This is a genomic window from Streptomyces sp. NBC_00322 (assembly GCF_036147535.1).
Taxonomy (GTDB): domain Bacteria; phylum Actinomycetota; class Actinomycetes; order Streptomycetales; family Streptomycetaceae; genus Streptomyces.
In genome coordinates this window covers 6,307,157-6,324,244 of record NZ_CP108019.1, presented here as the reverse complement: position 1 = coordinate 6,324,244, position 17,088 = coordinate 6,307,157, and the positions used below count along the sequence as shown (strand labels likewise).

The window sequence follows — 17,088 nt, the reverse complement described above, 5'->3', positions numbered from 1 at the left end:
CCGACGGAAGGCCCCGTGCCCCGTCAGCGCCGCAGCTCTCCGGACGAGCTCGGGGAGGCGGTGTGCTCACCGATGGCCTGAGCGACGTCTTCTGGATGCGTCAGCTGGGGATGGTGGCCCCCGCCGGCGACAACCGTCACGGTGGCGCGCGGAAGCGTGTCAAGCAGGGCCTGTCCCTCGGGGGTGAGCGGATCGTGGGAGCCCACGACGACGTGCACGCGCCCGGGGTACCGCTGCAGCTTGGCCCGAAGGTCTTCGCGCCACTGCGGCTTCGCGGTGGCGGCCAGCAGGCGGGCGGTGGTGACTGCGACGGTGCCGCGGCGAAGATCCGCCACACTTGATTGCAGCGCGGTCGCGTGCGCCGTGTTGCCGGTGAGCCGCTCGGCCAGCGCCTCGGGGGGTACTCGGCTCAGGTACCAGCGGGCCAGGGACGCCGAACGAACAGTGCGAGCCGGGTGCGCCTGCAGGAAGAACGGCGATACGAGCGTGAGCTGATCCACCGCGCCGGGATGGGCGGTTGCGGCCTCGACGGCGGCCGCGGCGCCGATGGAGTGGCCCACCAGGTGACGGGCGCCGGTCTCGGTCACCAGCGCGGTCAGCCAGGACGGCCAGTCGTCGCGGCGTCCGGCGCTCATCCCCAGCCCGGGCAGGTCGACGGCGCGGGCGTGGCCCAGTGCCGCGACGACCGGCGCCCAGGTGTCGGCGTTGACCGGCAGGCCCGGCAGCACCACCGTGGGTGCGCCCGGTTCGCCCAACTCGAACGTCCGCATCCCGCCCAGCCCGGTGAACCGCCTGTCGCCCGCGGGGGCGTCCCCGAAGCGGTGCGCTGCCAGGTGGTCGGCCCAGCGGCGGATCGTCGTGGCGGCGTCCGGCATGGTCAGCCCGTTTCGGGCGGCGAAGGTACGTGCCGAATCGGTGGGGTAGCGGTCGCTCGACAGGAACGTCAAGGTCTCCGGATCGGCCTTGGTGAGCCATCGGGGCAGGCGCTTGACCAGGGGCACCGGAATCCGCGCCCGGGGCGCCTTGATGCGGTAGTGCTCCGCGACGAGCTTGAGCAGACCGGGCAGCGCCGGTGTGTCGTCGTCCAGCAGCCAGTACGCGGTGCGCTCTGCGGCCTGGTCCACCGGAAGCAGGGTCATGAACCGGGCGAGGTAGTCGGCCGCGACCACGGGGACGAACGTCCGCGCGTTCCCCGGCACCGCCGCAAGAGAGCCCTGCCAGATGTCCTTCACACTGGAGGCGAGCCCCAGGTACTGGTCGGACTCGCCGGTGCCGCTGTCACCGATCACGCTGGCCGGGTTGACGATGCACCAGGGAAGACCCAACTGCTCCGCCTCAGCCTGGAAGACGGCGTCCGCCTCGGCCTTGGATGCCTCATATGCACCCAGAGCCCGGTAGCTCTCCCGCCTTTGCTCTTCGCTCCAGAGAGCGGGGCTCTGCCCGCCCACGCGGTACCCGGAGACGTGGACCAGGCGGCGCAGGCGCGGCAGTCGCGCCGCGAAGGCGACAACCGCGCGGACGCTGTCGACGTTGGCGCGACGAGCCTCGTCCTCCGGCATCCCGAAGCGGTAGGCACCCGCGCAGTTGTAGATCTCAGTGATGCCGTCGCACTCGCCCTCGATCAGCGACGGCTTGGTGAAATCGACCCGGAGGTCGGCCGGGGCCCTGACGTGCCCGTGCTCGGCCAGCCAACTGGCGAGCCGCCCGTAGGACTCGTGGCTCCGGCTGGCCGTACTCACCCGGACGCCGGCCCGGCCGAGCGCGAGAACCAGGTGGCGCCCGATCAAGCCGGTGGCGCCCAGTACCAGTGCGTGCCGGTCCTGCGCGCTCACGCCGAGGCCTCCGCACCCTGGTCCAGCAGTACGGCGAGCGCCTGGGCGGCGCAGTGCAGCGGCTCGGTGGACCGCTGGGCACGCGACACGATCACCGCTCCCTCCACCATGCTGACCACGGTTGTCGCCAGGGCCCGGGCGGCGGGACGAGGACGGCCGTGCGCGACGAGATGCTCGGTCACCGGCGCGATCCACGACTCGAAGGCGTTCGCGCAGGCGTCCCGCAGCCGCTCGCTCCGCGCACCCATCTCCAGCGTCACGACCGAGACCGGGCATCCCAGTTGGAAGTCGCTGTCGTTGAGCATCCCGGCCAGTACGTCGATCACGCGGCGCACCACCTCACCCGGCGTGGCCGATTCCACCGCCGAGTCGGCGACAAGAGCGCCGAACCGCGCGGCGGCGAGTTCGACGGCCCTCTCTCCGAGCGCCTCCTTCCCTTGGGGGAAGTGGAAGTAGAGCGACCCCTTGGGGGCACCCGCGTGCTCCACCACCGTGTTGAGTCCCGTACCGCTGTAGCCGCGCCGCTGGATCAGTTCGAGCATCGACTCCGCCAGCCGGGTACTGGTCCTGGCTCCCTTGGTTCCAACCATGAGATGAGAATAGACTGGTCTACATATTTTGCAAGCCGCGGCCGCTGCGGGGGTCCGGGGCGGAGCCTCGTACGGGGGCTGGAGGCTTGCCCCACTTACGGGAAAGGGCGGGTCACGTCGACCCGCGGGCGCTCTCAGTCGCGCGGCAATCCCAGGATGCGCTCGGCGACGACATTGAGCTGTACCTGCGTGGTGCCGCCCGCGATGGTCAGGCAGCGCGACATGAGAAAGCCGTGCACGGCCCGCGCGCCCGCGCCTTCGTTCAACGCGCCCTCGGGCCCGAGCAGTTCGAGTCCGAGCTCGGCGGTCTTCTGCTGGTGCACGGTCTGGACGAGTTTGCGTACGGACGCGCCCGCGCCCGGTTCGAGCCCGGACACCTGCCGCATCGTGGTCCGCAGCCCGATGCAGGCGAGGGCATGCGCCTCCGCGGCAAGCGCCCCGATCCGTACGCGGTCCGCGCCGTCCAGGCCGGGCGCCCGCGAGAGCAGCGCCTCAAGGCCCGTGTCGAAGGTCAGCTGGTCGGCCATGTGGACGCGTTCGTTGCCGAGCGTGTTGCGGGCGACCTTCCAGCCCTCGCCGATCTTCCCCACGACCGCGTCGTCCGGCAGCAGCGCTGCGTCGAAGTACACCTCGTTGAAGAGGGAGTCGCCGGTGATTTCCTTCAGTGGCCGGATGTCGATTCCGTCCGTCCGCCTCATGTCGACGAGGAAGTAGGTGAGCCCCTTGTGCTTGGGGGCTTCGGGATCGGTACGGGCGAGCAGGATGCCGTAGTCGGCCCGCCGGGCGGAGCTCGTCCACACCTTCTGGCCGCTGACGAGCCAGCCGTCCGGGGTCTTCTCGGCCCGGGTCCGCAGACTCGCCAGGTCCGATCCGGCGCCCGGCTCGGAGAACAGCTGGCACCAGCGCAGATCGCCACGCAGCGTCGGCCCGAGGAAGCGCTCCTGCTGCGCGGGCGTCCCGTACGCGATGAGCGAAGGCACCACCCAGGTCGCGATCCCGAGGTCGCTCACCTGCACCCCGGCGGCCCGCAACTCCTCCTGTACGACGAGCTGCTGGACCGCTCCCGCGCCAAGTCCGTACGGCTTCGGCAGATGCGGTGCGGCGTAGCCGGTGGGTGCGAGTCCCCTGCGTACGGCGGCGGGGTCGAGCCCTCGTACGCTCTCGGCCGCCGCCCGGGCCGGTCCCCGGCAGCTCGCGGCCTGTGCCGGCAGTTCCAGCCGCAGCTCCCGCCGCGCCCCGCCCGCCGCGAGGCGGACCGCCCGCAGCCGATGGCTGTCGCCGGAGCCCAGCAACTGCCGTGCGACAAGGGCCCGGCGCAGATACAGATGCGCGTCGTGCTCCCAGGTGAAGCCGATCCCGCCGAGCACCTGGATGCAGTCCTTGGCGCAGGAGTACGCGGCGTCCAGCGCGACACTCGCCGCCAGCGCTGCCGCGAGCCCCCGCACGTCTTCTGCCTCGTCCACCGCGCGTGCCGCGTCCCACGTCAGCGCGCGGGCCTGCTCGACGCGCACCAGCATGTCGGCGCACAGATGCTTGACCGCCTGAAACTGCCCGATGGGCCGCCCGAACTGCTCGCGCACCTTGGCGTATTCGGCCGCGGTGTGCAGCGCCCAGGCGGCGGTTCCGCACGCTTCGGCCGCGTACAGCACGCAGGCGAGGTCCCGTACGAGACCGGTGTCGATATCCAGCACGCAGTCCCGCGGCACGGTCACGCCGTGCGCGGTGACCTCGGCTGTGGGCCGGGTCGGGTCGGCGCTCTCGTGCACGAAGACGGTGAGCTGGTCCGCGTCCACCGCGAACCGGCCCGTGGGGGTTTCGAGTACGAGCAGATCCGCCTGCCCGCCGCCGAGCACGGGCGGGGCGGTGCCGTCGAGCCGGTAGCCCTCCGGCGTCTCGGTGGCGATGAGCGTCCCGGGGCCGAGGGCAACCGCCCCGATGCGCTCCCCGCCCGCGAGTGCGCCTGCCAGATCAACCTTGTTGGCGCGCGCCAACACTGCGGACGCGAGCACGCTGGGCAGATACGGCCCCGGCAGCGCGGCCCGGCCCGTCTCCTCCAGGACGACGGCGAGGTCGAGCACCGTCCCGCCCCCACCGCGGTACTCCTCGGCGAGGTGCGGGCCGAGGATGCCCTGCTCGGCGGCACCGTCCCAGTACCCGGGCCGCCCGGCCCCGTCGCCGGGCGCGTCGAGCAGCTTCCGTACGGCCTCGGGCGGCACGGCCCGCGCCAACCAGCCGCGCACCGACTCGGCCAACGCGCGCTGCTCCTGCGTGATTCCGATGCCCATGCCGGGCAGACTAGAACACGTTTCAATCTGACGGAAGGTCAGATACGAGTCGTAGCGGATGCGCCCAGTCCTCGAACGAACTCGGCGACCCGCCTCGCCACCGCTTCTGGAGTCTCCAGGTTCATGAGATGGGTGGCGTCAATCCGGTTGACGCTGATCGTCGGCCGGGTGCGGGAGAGCGCGGCCAGCTCCTCGGAGACCCCTTGTGCAAACCGGGCGCTGAATTCGCCGAACCACTCCATGCCAGGCGCAGGCGGTAGCTGTCGGCCGGCCTGTACCAGCAGCAGCGGGCAGTCGACCCCGTCCAGCCATGTCGTGACACCGAGCGCGAAGATCCTGTGGAGTTCGTCGAAGATCTCCAGCGCTTCCGCCCGTTCCGGCAACGTCTGCCACGTGCCGTCGGGCAACGGGCGTGCGGCCGCGCGTGCAGCGGCCTCCGCACGGTCGGCGGGAATCCCGAACCGGGCGGAGTTGATGACCTTCTCCTCGATGTACTCGGGTGGCGCGATGGTCCCGGCCGACGCCAGCAGCCCCTCACTCACCCGATCAGCGCCGGGGTACTCGCGTCCCCACCAGAAGCCGTCGAGATTCACGGCGGCACGGGCACGGCCCGGGTTCGCCCGGGCGTACTCGACCGCGACCAGTCCGCCGAGGGAATGGCCCACCACAACGGCCTCCGGCACGCTATGCGCGTCGAGCGTGTCCGCGATGTGCCGCACCACGGCGGGGATGGTCCAGGGGGAGATACCGGGAGAGCGGCCGTGCCCGGGAAGGTCGACGGCGAGGACACGGTGCCTGGCGGTGAGGAGGGCGGCCGAGGCGTCCCAGTCGGCGTGCGACCGTCCGTAACCGTGCAGTAGAACCAGTTGAGGGCCATCGCCCCCATAGTCATGAGCATGTAAGTGTGTCATTGGACGTCACTGTAGGGGGCACACAGTATTTCGAACACCGATTAAAGATCTCCGTCGAACGCGAAGTACGCACTTGCAGGCGCAACTTGAGCAAGGGCGTGCGAATGGTGGAGGAGGTGATCGGCAATGCCGGGACCGGTACCGAAGAGAAGTGACCAGAGGCGGACGGGTACCCCCACCTGCCTTCGTTCGCTATGAAGGAATGCCCTCTTGCGCCCCACGCCACCGCACGCGGTCAACCTCACGGTCGAAGGCGAGTACACGTTCGGTCCGCTGCGCTCGGACGGATTCGGGGACTTCTTCCCGGATGATCCCGCCGCCGCGCTTGACCTGTCCGACGACCTCGTCGCCGATCTGTACACGTGGGCGGGGAGCATCGACACCACGCTGAACCTGGACCTGCGGGACCGGGAGGAGGGCAAGTACGACGCCGAGTGGGAGCGGCTGTTCCACGAAGGGATGGAGCTGGCGAGACGCGTCGCGCACGAGCTCGGCCCTGCCCAGACAGTGACCTACAGAGGCGTGGCACATGGTGGTCTGGCGGCGCTGACGTCAATCACCTGGCAAGGGGACCGGCAGTTGTAGGCGCGAGCCGAATGTGGCCGGTGGAGCGGAGAGAAGAATCATGGACCTCCGCTCCATCGGCCGCAGTCGCTTGCAGCAGTTAGAGACCGCCCTCGGCGGCGGCCGTGACGAAGGCCGCGAAGGCGGCGGGGGTGACGGTGAAGGCGGGGCCGTCGGGGTTCTTGGAGTCGCGGACGGCGATACGGCAGGGTTGGGCGGCAACCTCGACGCACTCGCCGCCGGTGTCGCCGCTGTACGTCGACTTGCGCCAGGCGGTCGCACCGAGCGGCGTGCACTCGATGCACTCGCCGCCGGTGTCGGAGCTGTATGACGACTTACGCCACCGCGCGCCCGTCAGATCCTGGTTCGTGGCCATAACGCTCCTCCATTACGCGGGCGATCAGTGCCGCCGAATCCTCCACGGAGAGCGCGGCGGCCTGCAAGTGATCGTAACGGAGCGAACCTTCCCTGAGAGCTTGCGGATTGGCCGTCATATGGCCCTGGACGAAGTCCTCGGTATAGACGAGATCCGGGTCGTCCTCGAAGCGCAGGACGGTGAACGAGCCCATCTGCCCCGCATGGGCACCCGCCTCGAAGGGCAGGATCTGCACCTGCACCCACTCGCGCCCACGCAGGCCCAACAAGTGGGCGAGTTGGTTCCGCATGACGTCCCGGCCGCCGACCTCCTGGCGCAATACGGCCTCGCTCAGCACCACCCAGCTCAGTGGCGGGTTCTCGCGCTCCAGGATCCGCTGCCGCTCCATCCGCGCCGCGACCCGTGCATCGAGGTTCCCCTCGGTCCGGACGCCGAGGACCGCACGCGCATAGTCGGGCGTCTGCAGCAGGCCGTACACCAACTGCGCCTGATACGTGGAGATGTACGCGGCCCGCGCCTCCATCTCCGCGTACGCCTGGAACCAGCTCGGCAACTGACTCCGCAGCACCAGCCCCACCAGCCGCGAGAACACCCCGCCCGTCCCCAGCGCCGCGTCCACCCGTTCCGAGAAGTCCCGCGTCGGCACTTTCCTCGCCGTCTCGATCTGGCCGATCAGTGACGCCGTACAGAAGACGCTGACGCCCAGCTCGCCCTGCTTCAGCCCGGCGTCCTCTCTCAGGCGGCGCAATTCGGAGCCGTAGTAGTCCAGCGGCGATGCGCTGGGATCCAGGTCGCGGATGTTGACCACGCGGCGGTCACCCCCAAGCAAACGCCTCGCGGCGTACGTTTCCGGTCATAGCCGAGCGTAACCACGCCACTCCACCCTGGTGACATGAATCACGTAACTGACTGCCCACCAGCGACGATTGACGGCTGCTACCGCATGGGCTTCACGGTGGGTACTCACTCCGCGCGGCATCTGCGGCGCATCCTGCGGACCTTCCTGACCCGCTGGGAGATGCCCGGGCTGACCGACGCCGCCGAGCTGGCGCTGAACGAGCTGGTCGCCAACGTGGTGCGGCATGTGCCCGGCAGGCGGTGCACGCTGCTCATCCTGCGGCGGCCCGACGGGTTGCGGGTCGAGGTCGCCGACGAGGACCCGCGCTGCCCCCGCCCGGCGCGCCCCGAGTGCGCAGCCGACGAGCTCGACGAGGGCGGGCGCGGGCTGCTGCTCGTCGAGGCGGTCACCGACCGCTGGGGCGTGATGCCGATGCTCGGCGGCAAGACGATGTGGTTCGAGTGCGACGCGTGAGGCACGATGGGCGGCCGGACACCCCGTACGACCAGGAGGAACCATGGCCGCCGCCCCCAAGCCGGAGACCCTCGCCGCCTTCGAGGCCGCCAAGGGCTTCATGCCGGTACGGGAAGGGCTCGCCCTCTATGCCGCGGCCGCCGAGGCGGGCGGTCTTGGCCTGCCGCTGCTTGAGGTGGGCACGTACTGCGGGCGCTCGACGATCCTGCTCGCCGGTGCCGCCCGTGAGGCGGGCACGACGGCCGTCACGGTCGACCACCACCGCGGCAGCGAGGAGCAGCAGCCGGGCTGGGACTACCACGACGCGGAGACCGTGGACCCCGAGATCGGCCGTATGGACACGCTTCCCACCTTCCGTCGCACCCTGCACAGGGCCGGTCTGGAGGACCACGTCATCGCGGTCGTGGGCCGCTCCCCGCAGGTCGCGAAGATGTGGGGTACGCCACTGGGGCTGGTCTTCATCGACGGCGGCCACACCGACGAGCACGCGGCCGCGGACTACGAGGGCTGGGCGCCGCATGTCGCCGAGGGCGGCCTGCTGGTGATCCACGACGTCTTCCCCGACCCGGTCGACGAGTGGACGGGTCAGGCGCCGTACCGCGTGTACCTGCGGGCCCTCGCGTCCGGGGCGTTCACCGAGGTCTCGGCGACGGACTCCCTGCGCGTCCTGCGTCGCAGCGGGCCGGGGATCTGAGCAGCGGGCTAGCGGTGCCGGGGAAGTTCGGGTGGGAGAAGGAGCGGGTCGAGGGCCGAGCCTGGCAAGGCGGAGGAAGGAGCCCACGCGGAGCGTAGGCGACTGACGACAACGCAGCCAGGCGACAGCCATCGGCGCGCGACGCCGCCCGAACTTCCTCGGCACCGCTTAGCATCGCCAGGGTGTCGTACGACGAGAACCAGCCCCCTGCCCCGCCGCGCCGTGTCGGTCGGGGCAATCTCACCATCGCGATCGCCGCGCTGGTGCCGACCGCCCTGGCGGGGTGGCTGGTGTGGCAGACGATGAGCGGCCCGGAGGAGAACGAGCCGCCGAAGGTGCTGCCGCTGCCGAGCGGGCCGACGGGCGAGCCGGGCGGCCCGACGACCTCCCCGAGCCGCACCCCCGCCTCGCCCTCGAAGTCCCCCTCGAAGTCCTCGGACGGGAAGAAGGGCGGGACGGGGCCGCTGGCCGGGAAGGTCGTGGTCGTCGACCCCGGGCACAACCTCGGCAATTTCCAGCACTCGAGCGAGATCAACAGGCTCGTGGACATCGGAACCAATCGCAAGGAATGCGACACGACGGGCACCGCCACCGCCGACGGTTACACCGAGGCCGAATTCACCCGCGATGTTTCACAACGTCTTCGCAGGCTGCTGGAAAAGCAGGGCGCAACGGTTCAATTCACCCACGACAACAACCGGGCGTTCGGCCCCTGCGTCGACGAGCGCGCCCGGATCGGCAACAAGGCCAAGGCCGATGCCGTCATCTCCATCCACGCAGACGGCGCGTCCGTCGGCGACCGCGGCTTCCATGTCATCCTTCCCGCCCTGGTCAAGGCGGGTGCCGCGGACACCGCGAACATCGTCGGCCCCTCGCGTGAACTGGGCGAGAGGGTCGCCGGACGGTTCGTACGCGCGACCGGCAGCGCACCCTCCAACTACGTGGGCGACGGCACCGGGTTGGACGTGCGCAAGGATCTGGGCGGCCTCAATCTGTCCACCGTGCCCAAGGTATTCATCGAATGCGGCAATATGCGTGACCCACAGGATGCCGCCCTGCTGAAAGACTCGGCGTGGCGCCAACTGGCCGCACAGGGAATGGCGGACGGCATCGCCGGCTACCTCCAGGGGTAACTGCGATACCCGGCAGACGGCCGGATCGGGCAGACGATACATTCACCTCTACGATGGGGAGTCACCCCCGAGCTCCGCGCCGTGCACACCGCCGCACCGGCGGCAGCGACGACCGCCCCGATGAGACGACCGACGAAGGACTTTTACGTGAACATCCGCTCCCTCACTCGAGGCGATGGCGTGGTGATCGGAGCAGCGGTGTTGCTGTTCATCGCCTCGTTCCTCGACACGTTCGACTGCTCCGGTTCCAACTGCGACGACGTGCCGACCGCCTGGGACAACGGGTCCCTGCTCCTGGGTGTCTACTTGGCGGGCATCATCGGCGCGGCACTGATCGTCGTTTCGCGCGGGCTGCCGCAGCCGCCGAAGGTCATCGGTCTCGACCTCGGCCAGCTCGGTGTCGCCCTGACGGTCTTCACCGCGTGGAGCTCGCTCGGCGCGATCTTCGACCCGGCGGGCTCGCTCGACGTCGGCAGCAGCATCGACGCGGGCACCGGCCTCATCCTCGGCTTCATCGCGGCGCTCGCGCTCGCGGCCGGCGCGGTCTGCTCGCTGCTCGTCCCGGCCTTCAAGGCGCCGCTCATGGGCGCCCCGAAGCCCCCGGCGACCCCGTACGGCGCGCAGCCGGGCGTCCCCGGAGCCGGTTACGGCTACCCGGGCGGCGGCGGCCAGCCGCAGCCCTACGGCGCTCAGCCGGGTCAGCCCCAGCCCTACGGCGCCCAGCCGCAGCCCGGTCAGCAGCAGCCGGCTCCGGCCGCGCCGCAGCAGGCGGGTGCTCCGTCCGACTTCACGCCGTTCTGGTTCGCGGTGCCGGTGGCCCGTCCGCTGTTCGGCGAGGACGGTTCGCCGACCCCGATCGCCGAGCTCGCGCCCGGCACCTGGTACCTCGCGGTCGAGCAGCGCGGTCCGGGTCTGGTGGCTCAGACGCAGGACGGCCGCCGTGGTGTCCTCCAGGACACGAGCGGTATCCAGCGCGGCTGATCCCGCGCCCCGACCGACAACGGCCCCTCGCCCTTCCGGGCGAGGGGCCGTTGTCGTACAGTCTGCCCCGACCTGACGTACCGTCAGAAGGGATCGCCATGCGACTCGGCCTCGCACTCGGCTACTGGGGCCGCGGCCCCGACCCCGCCCACCTGGAGCTCGCCCGCGCGGCCGAACGCCTCGGCTACGACTCCGTGTGGACGGCCGAGGCCTGGGGCTCCGACGCCTTCACCCCGCTCACCTGGATCGCCGCGCACACCTCCCGGATCCGCCTCGGCACGGCGGTCGCGCAGATGGCCGCCCGCACGCCGACGGCCACCGCCATGCACGCGCTCACCCTCGACCACCTTTCCGGCGGCCGGATGATGCTCGGGCTCGGCCTGTCGGGCCCGCAGGTGGTGGAGGGCTGGTACGGGCGCCCGTTCCCCAAGAGCCCGCTGACGGCGACCCGCGAATACGTCGACGTCATCCGCCAAGTCCTTCGGCGCGAGGCCCCCGTTGAGCTGGCGGGCCGCTACCACTCCCACCCGTACCGCGGCGACGACGCCACCGGCATCGGCAAACCCCTCAAGCCCATCACGCATCCCCTGCGCGCCTCACTGCCGCTGCTGCTCGGCGCCGAGGGCCCGAAGAACATCGCCCAGACGACGCGCATCGCCGACGGCTGGCTCCCGTTGTACTGGTCCCCGCTGCGGACGGACGTGTACGAGGCCTCGCTCACCGACCTTCCGGAGGGCTTCCTGATCGCCCCCATGACCCGCGCCAAGGTCTGCGACGACGTCGCCGAAGGGCTGCTGCCGGTCAAGGCGATGCTCGGCTTCTACATCGGGGGTATGGGCCACGCGGCCCGTAACTTCCACGCCGACCTGATGGCGCGCATGGGATACGAGTCGGAGGCCCGGCACATCCAGCAACTCTTCGCCGAAGGCCGCCGCGAGGAGGCGGTGCTGGCGGTGCCCGACGCCTTCGCCGACGAGATCTCCCTGGTCGGACCGCGCGGCCGGATCGCGGAACGGCTTGAACTGTGGCGCAAGGGCCCGGTCACGGACCTGCTGGTGACCGCGCCGGACCCGCATACGCTGCGGGTGCTGGCCGAACTCAACTGAGGTTTCACAGGCTCACAAGCGGCAACCCGATGTGTATGAGCCTTAGTCGTCGGAACGGAACGCTGCAGGCCGCGAAGGTCATCACCATCGTGGCCGATGTCATGGCCGTCATCCTCGGCCTCTGGATCCTGATGTACCTACTGGCCGCCAACCGCGCCAACGACCTGGTGAGCTTCGTCCAGGACACGGCGCGGTGGCTGGCCGGCTGGTCCTACGACCTGTTCACCTTCGACGAGGCGTGGGCGAGGGTGGTGGCCGGGTATGGGCTGGCGGCGGTCGTGTACCTGGTGGTGGGGCACGGGGTGGCGGGTCGCCTGCGGAGGTAGCGGGGTCCGCGGTGCGGGTCCGCTGCGCGGGGCTTCACCCCACCCCGCCCCTTCCCGTAACCGGGGGCGCTGCCCCCGGACCCCCGCGCCTCAAACGCCGGCGGGGCTGAAGTGTGCGGCCGAGCTGCACACTTCAGCCCCGCCGGCGTTTGAGGACACGCCCGAAGGGCGTACTGGGGTCTGGGGCGGAGCCCCAGTTCGGGAAGGGGCGGGTAGGGGAAAGCGCCGCAGGCAACCCGCACCCCGCGCCCCGACCCGCTAGCAGCACTCCGGCGCGAGCCCCTTCGGCAGTCGCTCCCCGCCGAACACCGCCACCGTCGCCTCGTCGCCACCCAGCGCCGCCACCGCCAGCAGCAGCGCCCCCGCCGTCCACGACGTGACCTCCTCCGGCCACACCGCCCGGTTGCCCTCGAAGACGTAACCCGTCCAGTACATCCCGCCCTCGGTCCGCAGATGCTGCACGGACTGCAGGATCTCCAGCGCCCGGTCGGACTCCCCCATCACCCACAGCGCCAGCGCGAGTTCGCAGCTCTCGCCGCCTGTCACCCACGGGTTGGGCAGCACACACCGCACACCGAGGTCCGGCACGACGAAGTCGTCCCACGACTCCTCGATACGGGACTTGGCCTCCGCGCCGGTCAACGCGCCCCCGAGGACCGGGTAGTACCAGTCCATGGAGTAGTGACTCTTGTCGAGGAAGCGCTCGGGGTGCTTACGGATCGCGTGCGCGAGCGCGCCCGCCGCCAACTCCCAGTCCGGCTGCGGCTCCTCGCGTTCCTCGGCGATCGCCAGCGCGCACCGCAGCGCCTGGTGGACGGACGAACTGCCCGTCAGCAGCGCGTCGTTGACCGGCGTACCGTCCGCCTCGCGCTTCCAGCCGATCTGGCCGCCCGGCTGCTGCAGCTCCAGCACGAACTCGATCGCCGCGAACACGGCGGGCCACATCCGGTCGAGGAACGCCTCGTCCCCGGTGGCCAGATAGTGGTGCCAGACGCCGACGGCGATGTACGCGCAGAAGTTGCTCTCGCGGCCGCGGTCGGTGGGCCGGCCGGCCTCGCCGTCGTGGTAGGCCGCGTACCAGGACCCGTCCGGGTTCTGGTGCCGCAGCAGCCACTCGTACGCACGGGCCGCCGCCTCGTGCTCACCGGCCGCGTCCAGCGCCATGGCCGCCTCGGTGTGGTCCCACGGGTCGAGGTGGTGCCCCCTGAACCACGGGATCGCACCGTCCTCGCGCTGCATCGCGCGTATGCCCGCGACCGTCTCGCCGGCCTGCTCGGCGGTGAGCACCCCGGGCAGGACAAGGTGTTCCGTACGCCCGGGAGATGTCACTTGGCAGCCACCGCAGGAAGGTGCGGCTTGGTCGCGTACGCCACGAAGCTCTTGCCGACGACCGGGTTGAGCGCCTGCTCCGCGAGCCGGGTGACCAGGGGCTTCTTCATGATGTCCCAGACCAGCAGCTTGTGGTACGCGCGGACCGGCAGCGCCTTGTCGTTGTCGACGCCGAACGCGCACTTGAGCCACCAGTACGGCGAGTGCAGCGCGTGCGCGTGGTGCGTGCCGTACGGCTTCAGTCCGGCTTCCTTCATCTTGCCGAGCAGTTCGTCCGCCTTGTAGATGCGGATGTGGCCGCCCTCGACCTCGTGGTACGCGTCGCTGAGCGCCCAGCAGATCTTCTCGGGTCCGTAGCGGGGCACGGTGACGGCGATGCGGCCGCCGGGCTTGAGCACCCTGACCATCTCGGCGAGGACGCCCTTGTCGTCGGGGATGTGCTCCATGACCTCGGAGATGATCACGACGTCGAAGGACTCGTCGGGGAAGGGCAGGTTGAGGGCGTCGCCCTCCATGGCGGTGGCGGTGGCTCCCTCGGGGGCCTCACCGGCCTCCTTCATGGCGGCGAACCACTTGGCGACCTCGCGGATCTCCTCGCCGTTCTGGTCGAGGGCGACGACCTGGGCTCCGCGCCGGTAGCACTCGAACGCGTGCCGCCCGGCGCCACAGCCGAGATCGAGCACGCGGTCGCCTGCGGCGAGCGGGAAGCGGGAGAAGTCGACGGTCAGCACGTGGACCTGCTTTCGCGGTCGGAGGTGGTTCGAGTACGCGGAACGGTTCGCGATCCGGTTCGCGGTACGGCGGTACGGTCCCGGGTTGTGGCCCGGCGGCCCACATCTGTGGCCGCGGAGCGGACGGGAAGCCCGGCCGCGTAGCGGGGAAAGGCAACGGGCCGCCGGATCACCGTCACCGCGCAACCCTCGGCGCCGCGGCCCCCCGTGCCGCGCCGCCCCGTACCGCGATCGCCTCGCGGTACAGCTCCGCCGTCCCCTGCGCCGCCCTCGCCCAGGTGAAGCGCGCCAGCACCCGTTCCCGGCCCGCCCTCCCCAGCCGGGACCGCAGTTCGGGGTCGCCCAGCAGCCGGCCCAGCGCCGCGGCGAGCGCGCCCGCGTCGCCCGGCGGGACGGCCAGGCAGGTCTCCCCGTCCGGTCCGGAGACCTCCGGGATCGCTCCCCCGGTCGTGGCGACGAGCGGCGTCCCCGTCGCCATCGCCTCGGCCGCGGGCAGCGAGAAACCCTCGTACAGCGACGGCACACACGCGATCTGCGCGCTGCGTACGAGGTCGACGAGTTCCGCGTCGGTGATGCCCTTGACGAACCGGACCGCGTCCTGGAGCCCGTACCGCTCGATGAGCTGCGCGACCGGCCCGTCCTCGGCCCGCTTGCCGACGACGACGAGGTGCGCGGCCGGGTTCTCCGTACGGAGCTTCGCGAGCGCTTCGACCAGGTGCACGAGGCCCTTGAGCGGGACGTCCGCGCTGGAGGTGGTGACGATCCGGCCGGGGACCTCCGCGACCGCGGGGTTCGGCGACCAGAGGTCCGTGTCGGCCCCGATGTGGACGACCCGGACGCGCTCCGGCCGTACACCGAGGTGGTCGACGATCTCCTGCTGCGAGGAGCCGGAGACGGTCAGTACGGACGGCAGCCGCCGCGCGACCCGCTTCTGCATCCGCGTGAAGCCGTACCAACGCCGTACGGAGGCCCGCCGCTTCCAGCCCTCCGCGGCGTCCAGCTCCAGTTGGCGGTCCACGGTGATGGGGTGGTGGATCGTGGTGACCAGCGGCGCGCCGAGGTCGCCGAGCAGCCCGTAGCCAAGGGTCTGGTTGTCGTGGACGACGTCGAACTCGCCGCGCCGCGCGGCCAGATGACGCCGCGCGCGCAGCGAGAAGGTCAGCGGCTCGGGAAAGCCCCCGCTCCACATCGTCGCGACTTCGAGCGCGTCGATCCAGTCGCGGTACTCGCCGCGCTTCGGGGTGCGGAAGGGGTCCGGGCTGCGGTACAGATCGAGGCTGGCCAGCTCGGTGAGCGGCACGTCCTCGTCGAGTACGGGATAGGGCTGCGCGCCGATCACTTCGACGCTGTGACCGAGGCGGGCGAGTTCGCGCGAGAGGTGGCGTACGTAGACGCCCTGGCCGCCGCAGAAGGGATTGCCCTTGTAAGTGAGGAGCGCGATGCGCAACGGCTCGTCACCGCCGCCGGACCGACCCGTACGAGGGCCGGCCTCTATGGCCTCAGCGGTCACCCACGGCCCCCTTCTCACTGCGTTTTCGCCGGAGCGTAACCGCTCACGCTAATCTAGAACAAGTTTCAGACTTGATCGTTCAAGGAGCTTCGAATCTACCGGCAGGTAGCGCTGCTGTAAGGGCCGGATCAGGTGATTCGCGCCACGACGGGCACGCTGCCATGCTGTGCGATCCGGACTCGTGCGTGGAACGGGAAACATGACAGCGGAAGCCAAGTCGGCGGGGCCTGCGTCGCCGCCCCTGACAGAACGCCAGGAGGCGCGCCGCCGTCGCATCCTGCACGCGAGCGCACAGCTGGCAAGCCGCGGCGGCTTCGACGCGGTGCAGATGCGCGAGGTCGCCGAGGCCGCCGGGGTCGCGCTCGGCACGCTCTACCGTTACTTCCCTTCCAAGATCCATCTGCTGGTCGCGACCATGCAGGACCAGCTCCAGCACATGCACACGACGCTGCGTAAACGCCCCCCGGCCGGTGACAGCGCGGCGGAGCGGGTCTCCGAGACGCTGATGCGGGCCTTCCGCGCGCTGCAGCGCGAGCCGCACCTCGCGGACGCGATGGTGCGGGCGCTGACCTTCGCGGACCGCAGCGTGAGCCCCGAAGTGGACACGGTCTCCCGGCAGACGACGGCGATCATCCTGGACGCGATGGGCCTGGAGAACCCGACGCCGGAGCAGCTGTCCGCGGTCCGCGTGATCGAGCACACCTGGCACTCCGCGCTGATCACCTGGCTGTCGGGGCGCGCGTCGATCGCACAGGTGAAGATCGACATCGAGACCGTCTGCCGTCTGATCGACCTGACGACTCCGTCGGCGCCGTCGAGGCCGGCTGCGCCGGGGCGCGCCCGCTAGGGCCTGTCGTTTGGATCAGGCCGGATCAGTGAGCGGGGTCTGGTGCGTGCGATCGCAGGCCGGAGGATGGGGGTCCCCCCGCCGAAGGCAGGGGGAGAGCCGACGCGGAGCGTCGGCGACTGACGCAACGCAGCATGGGGGCACCTCCCGTGCCCGAAGGGCTACGGGGGAGTGCGTGCCGGGGCACGCGAGCCCGGCAAGATCGGCCGGACAGGGCCTAGGGCGTGTTTTAGAAGTCGCGCCTGCCCCGCGACGCCTGGCACGCACACTCGCGGTGTTGTCGGAGTCGCCCAAGTACGTCCAGTACGAGGGCGATCCTCCGCCTTGCGATTGCACGCACCAGACGCCGCGGGGCCCGCCCTGCGGGCGGACGGCGCTACTTCTAAAACACGCCCTAGGGGCCTGACCCTCGCACGCGGTCGTGCACGCCGGGCGTTCACGCCCGGCCCGTGCGCCCCTCTTGCCACCCCTTGGCCGGATCTACGTGCCCGTGGCGGTGCAACGCCGACCACAATGTTCGCGTGCTGCACGGAGCAAACCGGTGGGCGGGAGCTGAGGGGG

General features: G+C 70.8%; 17 protein-coding genes. 8 read left to right on the top strand and 9 right to left on the bottom strand.

All coding sequences use genetic code 11. The features are described 5' to 3' along the window. Positions 1 to 23: 23 nt before the first annotated feature. The 4 genes from OG905_RS28825 to OG905_RS28810 all read right to left on the bottom strand — a co-directional run bounded on the left by OG905_RS28825 (position 24) and on the right by OG905_RS28810 (position 5,618). A complete protein-coding gene (locus OG905_RS28825) occupies positions 24 to 1,832 on the bottom strand; it encodes an alpha/beta fold hydrolase (RefSeq protein WP_328678460.1) in 1,809 nt (602 codons plus the stop codon). Next, positions 1,829 to 2,422: a TetR/AcrR family transcriptional regulator gene (locus OG905_RS28820; RefSeq protein ID WP_328678458.1), complete on the bottom strand. Its 594-nt coding sequence runs from the start codon at positions 2,420 to 2,422 to the stop codon at positions 1,829 to 1,831. The genes OG905_RS28825 and OG905_RS28820 overlap by 4 nt, the downstream gene beginning before the upstream one ends. Positions 2,423 to 2,556: 134 nt before the next feature. Next, a complete protein-coding gene (locus tag OG905_RS28815; protein ID WP_328678456.1) occupies positions 2,557 to 4,707 on the bottom strand; it encodes an acyl-CoA dehydrogenase in 2,151 nt (716 codons plus the stop codon). A 38-nt stretch (positions 4,708 to 4,745) separates the two neighbouring features. Next, positions 4,746 to 5,618, bottom strand: a complete 873-nt coding sequence (locus tag OG905_RS28810) for an alpha/beta fold hydrolase (RefSeq protein WP_328678454.1) — start codon at positions 5,616 to 5,618, stop codon at positions 4,746 to 4,748. Positions 5,619 to 5,828: 210 nt separating this feature from the next. On the opposite strand from OG905_RS28810, the gene OG905_RS28805 reads away from it, so the two are divergent. After that, entirely contained in the window at positions 5,829 to 6,203 is a 375-nt protein-coding gene (locus OG905_RS28805; RefSeq protein ID WP_328678453.1) for a hypothetical protein, read from the top strand. A 79-nt stretch (positions 6,204 to 6,282) separates the two neighbouring features. Here OG905_RS28805 and OG905_RS28800 read toward each other — a convergent pair whose 3' ends face one another. Together OG905_RS28800 and OG905_RS28795 are read right to left on the bottom strand one after the other, a co-directional pair. After that, positions 6,283 to 6,558 carry a DUF397 domain-containing protein gene (locus OG905_RS28800; protein WP_328678451.1) on the bottom strand — a complete coding sequence of 92 codons (276 nt, stop codon included), beginning with the start codon at positions 6,556 to 6,558 and terminating at the stop codon, positions 6,283 to 6,285. Continuing rightward, positions 6,518 to 7,366 carry a helix-turn-helix domain-containing protein gene (locus tag OG905_RS28795; RefSeq protein ID WP_328678449.1) on the bottom strand — a complete coding sequence of 283 codons (849 nt, stop codon included), beginning with the start codon at positions 7,364 to 7,366 and terminating at the stop codon, positions 6,518 to 6,520. The genes OG905_RS28800 and OG905_RS28795 overlap by 41 nt, the downstream gene beginning before the upstream one ends. A gap of 84 nt (positions 7,367 to 7,450) precedes the next feature. Between OG905_RS28795 and OG905_RS28790 the strand changes: the two genes are divergently transcribed. The 6 genes from OG905_RS28790 to OG905_RS28765 all read left to right on the top strand — a co-directional run bounded on the left by OG905_RS28790 (position 7,451) and on the right by OG905_RS28765 (position 12,110). Beyond that, entirely contained in the window at positions 7,451 to 7,870 is a 420-nt protein-coding gene (locus OG905_RS28790; RefSeq protein WP_328678447.1) for an ATP-binding protein, read from the top strand. Between the two features lie 43 nt (positions 7,871 to 7,913). Then, positions 7,914 to 8,564: a class I SAM-dependent methyltransferase gene (locus OG905_RS28785; protein WP_328678445.1), complete on the top strand. Its 651-nt coding sequence runs from the start codon at positions 7,914 to 7,916 to the stop codon at positions 8,562 to 8,564. Between the two features lie 182 nt (positions 8,565 to 8,746). Further along, the gene (locus OG905_RS28780; RefSeq protein ID WP_328678443.1) at positions 8,747 to 9,697 is read left to right on the top strand and encodes an N-acetylmuramoyl-L-alanine amidase; all 951 of its coding nucleotides are present in this window, start codon (positions 8,747 to 8,749) and stop codon (positions 9,695 to 9,697) included. A gap of 147 nt (positions 9,698 to 9,844) precedes the next feature. Further along, complete coding sequence (locus tag OG905_RS28775; RefSeq protein ID WP_328678441.1) at positions 9,845 to 10,678, top strand: hypothetical protein; 834 nt, start codon at positions 9,845 to 9,847, stop codon at positions 10,676 to 10,678. Positions 10,679 to 10,776: 98 nt separating this feature from the next. Continuing rightward, entirely contained in the window at positions 10,777 to 11,784 is a 1,008-nt protein-coding gene (locus OG905_RS28770) for an LLM class F420-dependent oxidoreductase (protein WP_328678439.1), read from the top strand. A 35-nt stretch (positions 11,785 to 11,819) separates the two neighbouring features. Further along, complete coding sequence (locus OG905_RS28765; protein ID WP_328678436.1) at positions 11,820 to 12,110, top strand: hypothetical protein; 291 nt, start codon at positions 11,820 to 11,822, stop codon at positions 12,108 to 12,110. 258 nt (positions 12,111 to 12,368) lie between these two features. Here the strand turns inward: OG905_RS28765 and OG905_RS28760 are convergent, their stop codons facing one another. The 3 genes from OG905_RS28760 to OG905_RS28750 form a co-directional block, all read right to left on the bottom strand. Next, positions 12,369 to 13,439, bottom strand: a complete 1,071-nt coding sequence (locus OG905_RS28760) for a prenyltransferase (protein ID WP_328678434.1) — start codon at positions 13,437 to 13,439, stop codon at positions 12,369 to 12,371. Next, positions 13,436 to 14,170 carry a class I SAM-dependent methyltransferase gene (locus OG905_RS28755; RefSeq protein ID WP_328678432.1) on the bottom strand — a complete coding sequence of 245 codons (735 nt, stop codon included), beginning with the start codon at positions 14,168 to 14,170 and terminating at the stop codon, positions 13,436 to 13,438. The genes OG905_RS28760 and OG905_RS28755 overlap by 4 nt, the downstream gene beginning before the upstream one ends. 175 nt (positions 14,171 to 14,345) lie before the next feature. Continuing rightward, a complete protein-coding gene (locus OG905_RS28750) occupies positions 14,346 to 15,680 on the bottom strand; it encodes a glycosyltransferase family 4 protein (RefSeq protein WP_328678430.1) in 1,335 nt (444 codons plus the stop codon). Between the two features lie 199 nt (positions 15,681 to 15,879). On the opposite strand from OG905_RS28750, the gene OG905_RS28745 reads away from it, so the two are divergent. Continuing rightward, positions 15,880 to 16,527, top strand: a complete 648-nt coding sequence (locus OG905_RS28745; RefSeq protein ID WP_266476974.1) for a TetR family transcriptional regulator — start codon at positions 15,880 to 15,882, stop codon at positions 16,525 to 16,527. Positions 16,528 to 17,088 lie beyond the last annotated feature (561 nt).

Coding starts and splice junctions, on each gene's coding strand:
- OG905_RS28820 (WP_328678458.1), bottom strand. CDS start 2,422: ATGGTTGGAACCAAGGGAGCCAGGACCAGTACCCGGCTGGCGGAGTCG.
- OG905_RS28815 (WP_328678456.1), bottom strand. CDS start 4,707: ATGGGCATCGGAATCACGCAGGAGCAGCGCGCGTTGGCCGAGTCGGTG.
- OG905_RS28810 (WP_328678454.1), bottom strand. CDS start 5,618: ATGACACACTTACATGCTCATGACTATGGGGGCGATGGCCCTCAACTG.
- OG905_RS28800 (WP_328678451.1), bottom strand. CDS start 6,558: ATGGCCACGAACCAGGATCTGACGGGCGCGCGGTGGCGTAAGTCGTCA.
- OG905_RS28790 (WP_328678447.1), top strand. CDS start 7,451: ATGAATCACGTAACTGACTGCCCACCAGCGACGATTGACGGCTGCTAC.
- OG905_RS28785 (WP_328678445.1), top strand. CDS start 7,914: ATGGCCGCCGCCCCCAAGCCGGAGACCCTCGCCGCCTTCGAGGCCGCC.
- OG905_RS28770 (WP_328678439.1), top strand. CDS start 10,777: ATGCGACTCGGCCTCGCACTCGGCTACTGGGGCCGCGGCCCCGACCCC.
- OG905_RS28765 (WP_328678436.1), top strand. CDS start 11,820: ATGAGCCTTAGTCGTCGGAACGGAACGCTGCAGGCCGCGAAGGTCATC.
- OG905_RS28745 (WP_266476974.1), top strand. CDS start 15,880: ATGACAGCGGAAGCCAAGTCGGCGGGGCCTGCGTCGCCGCCCCTGACA.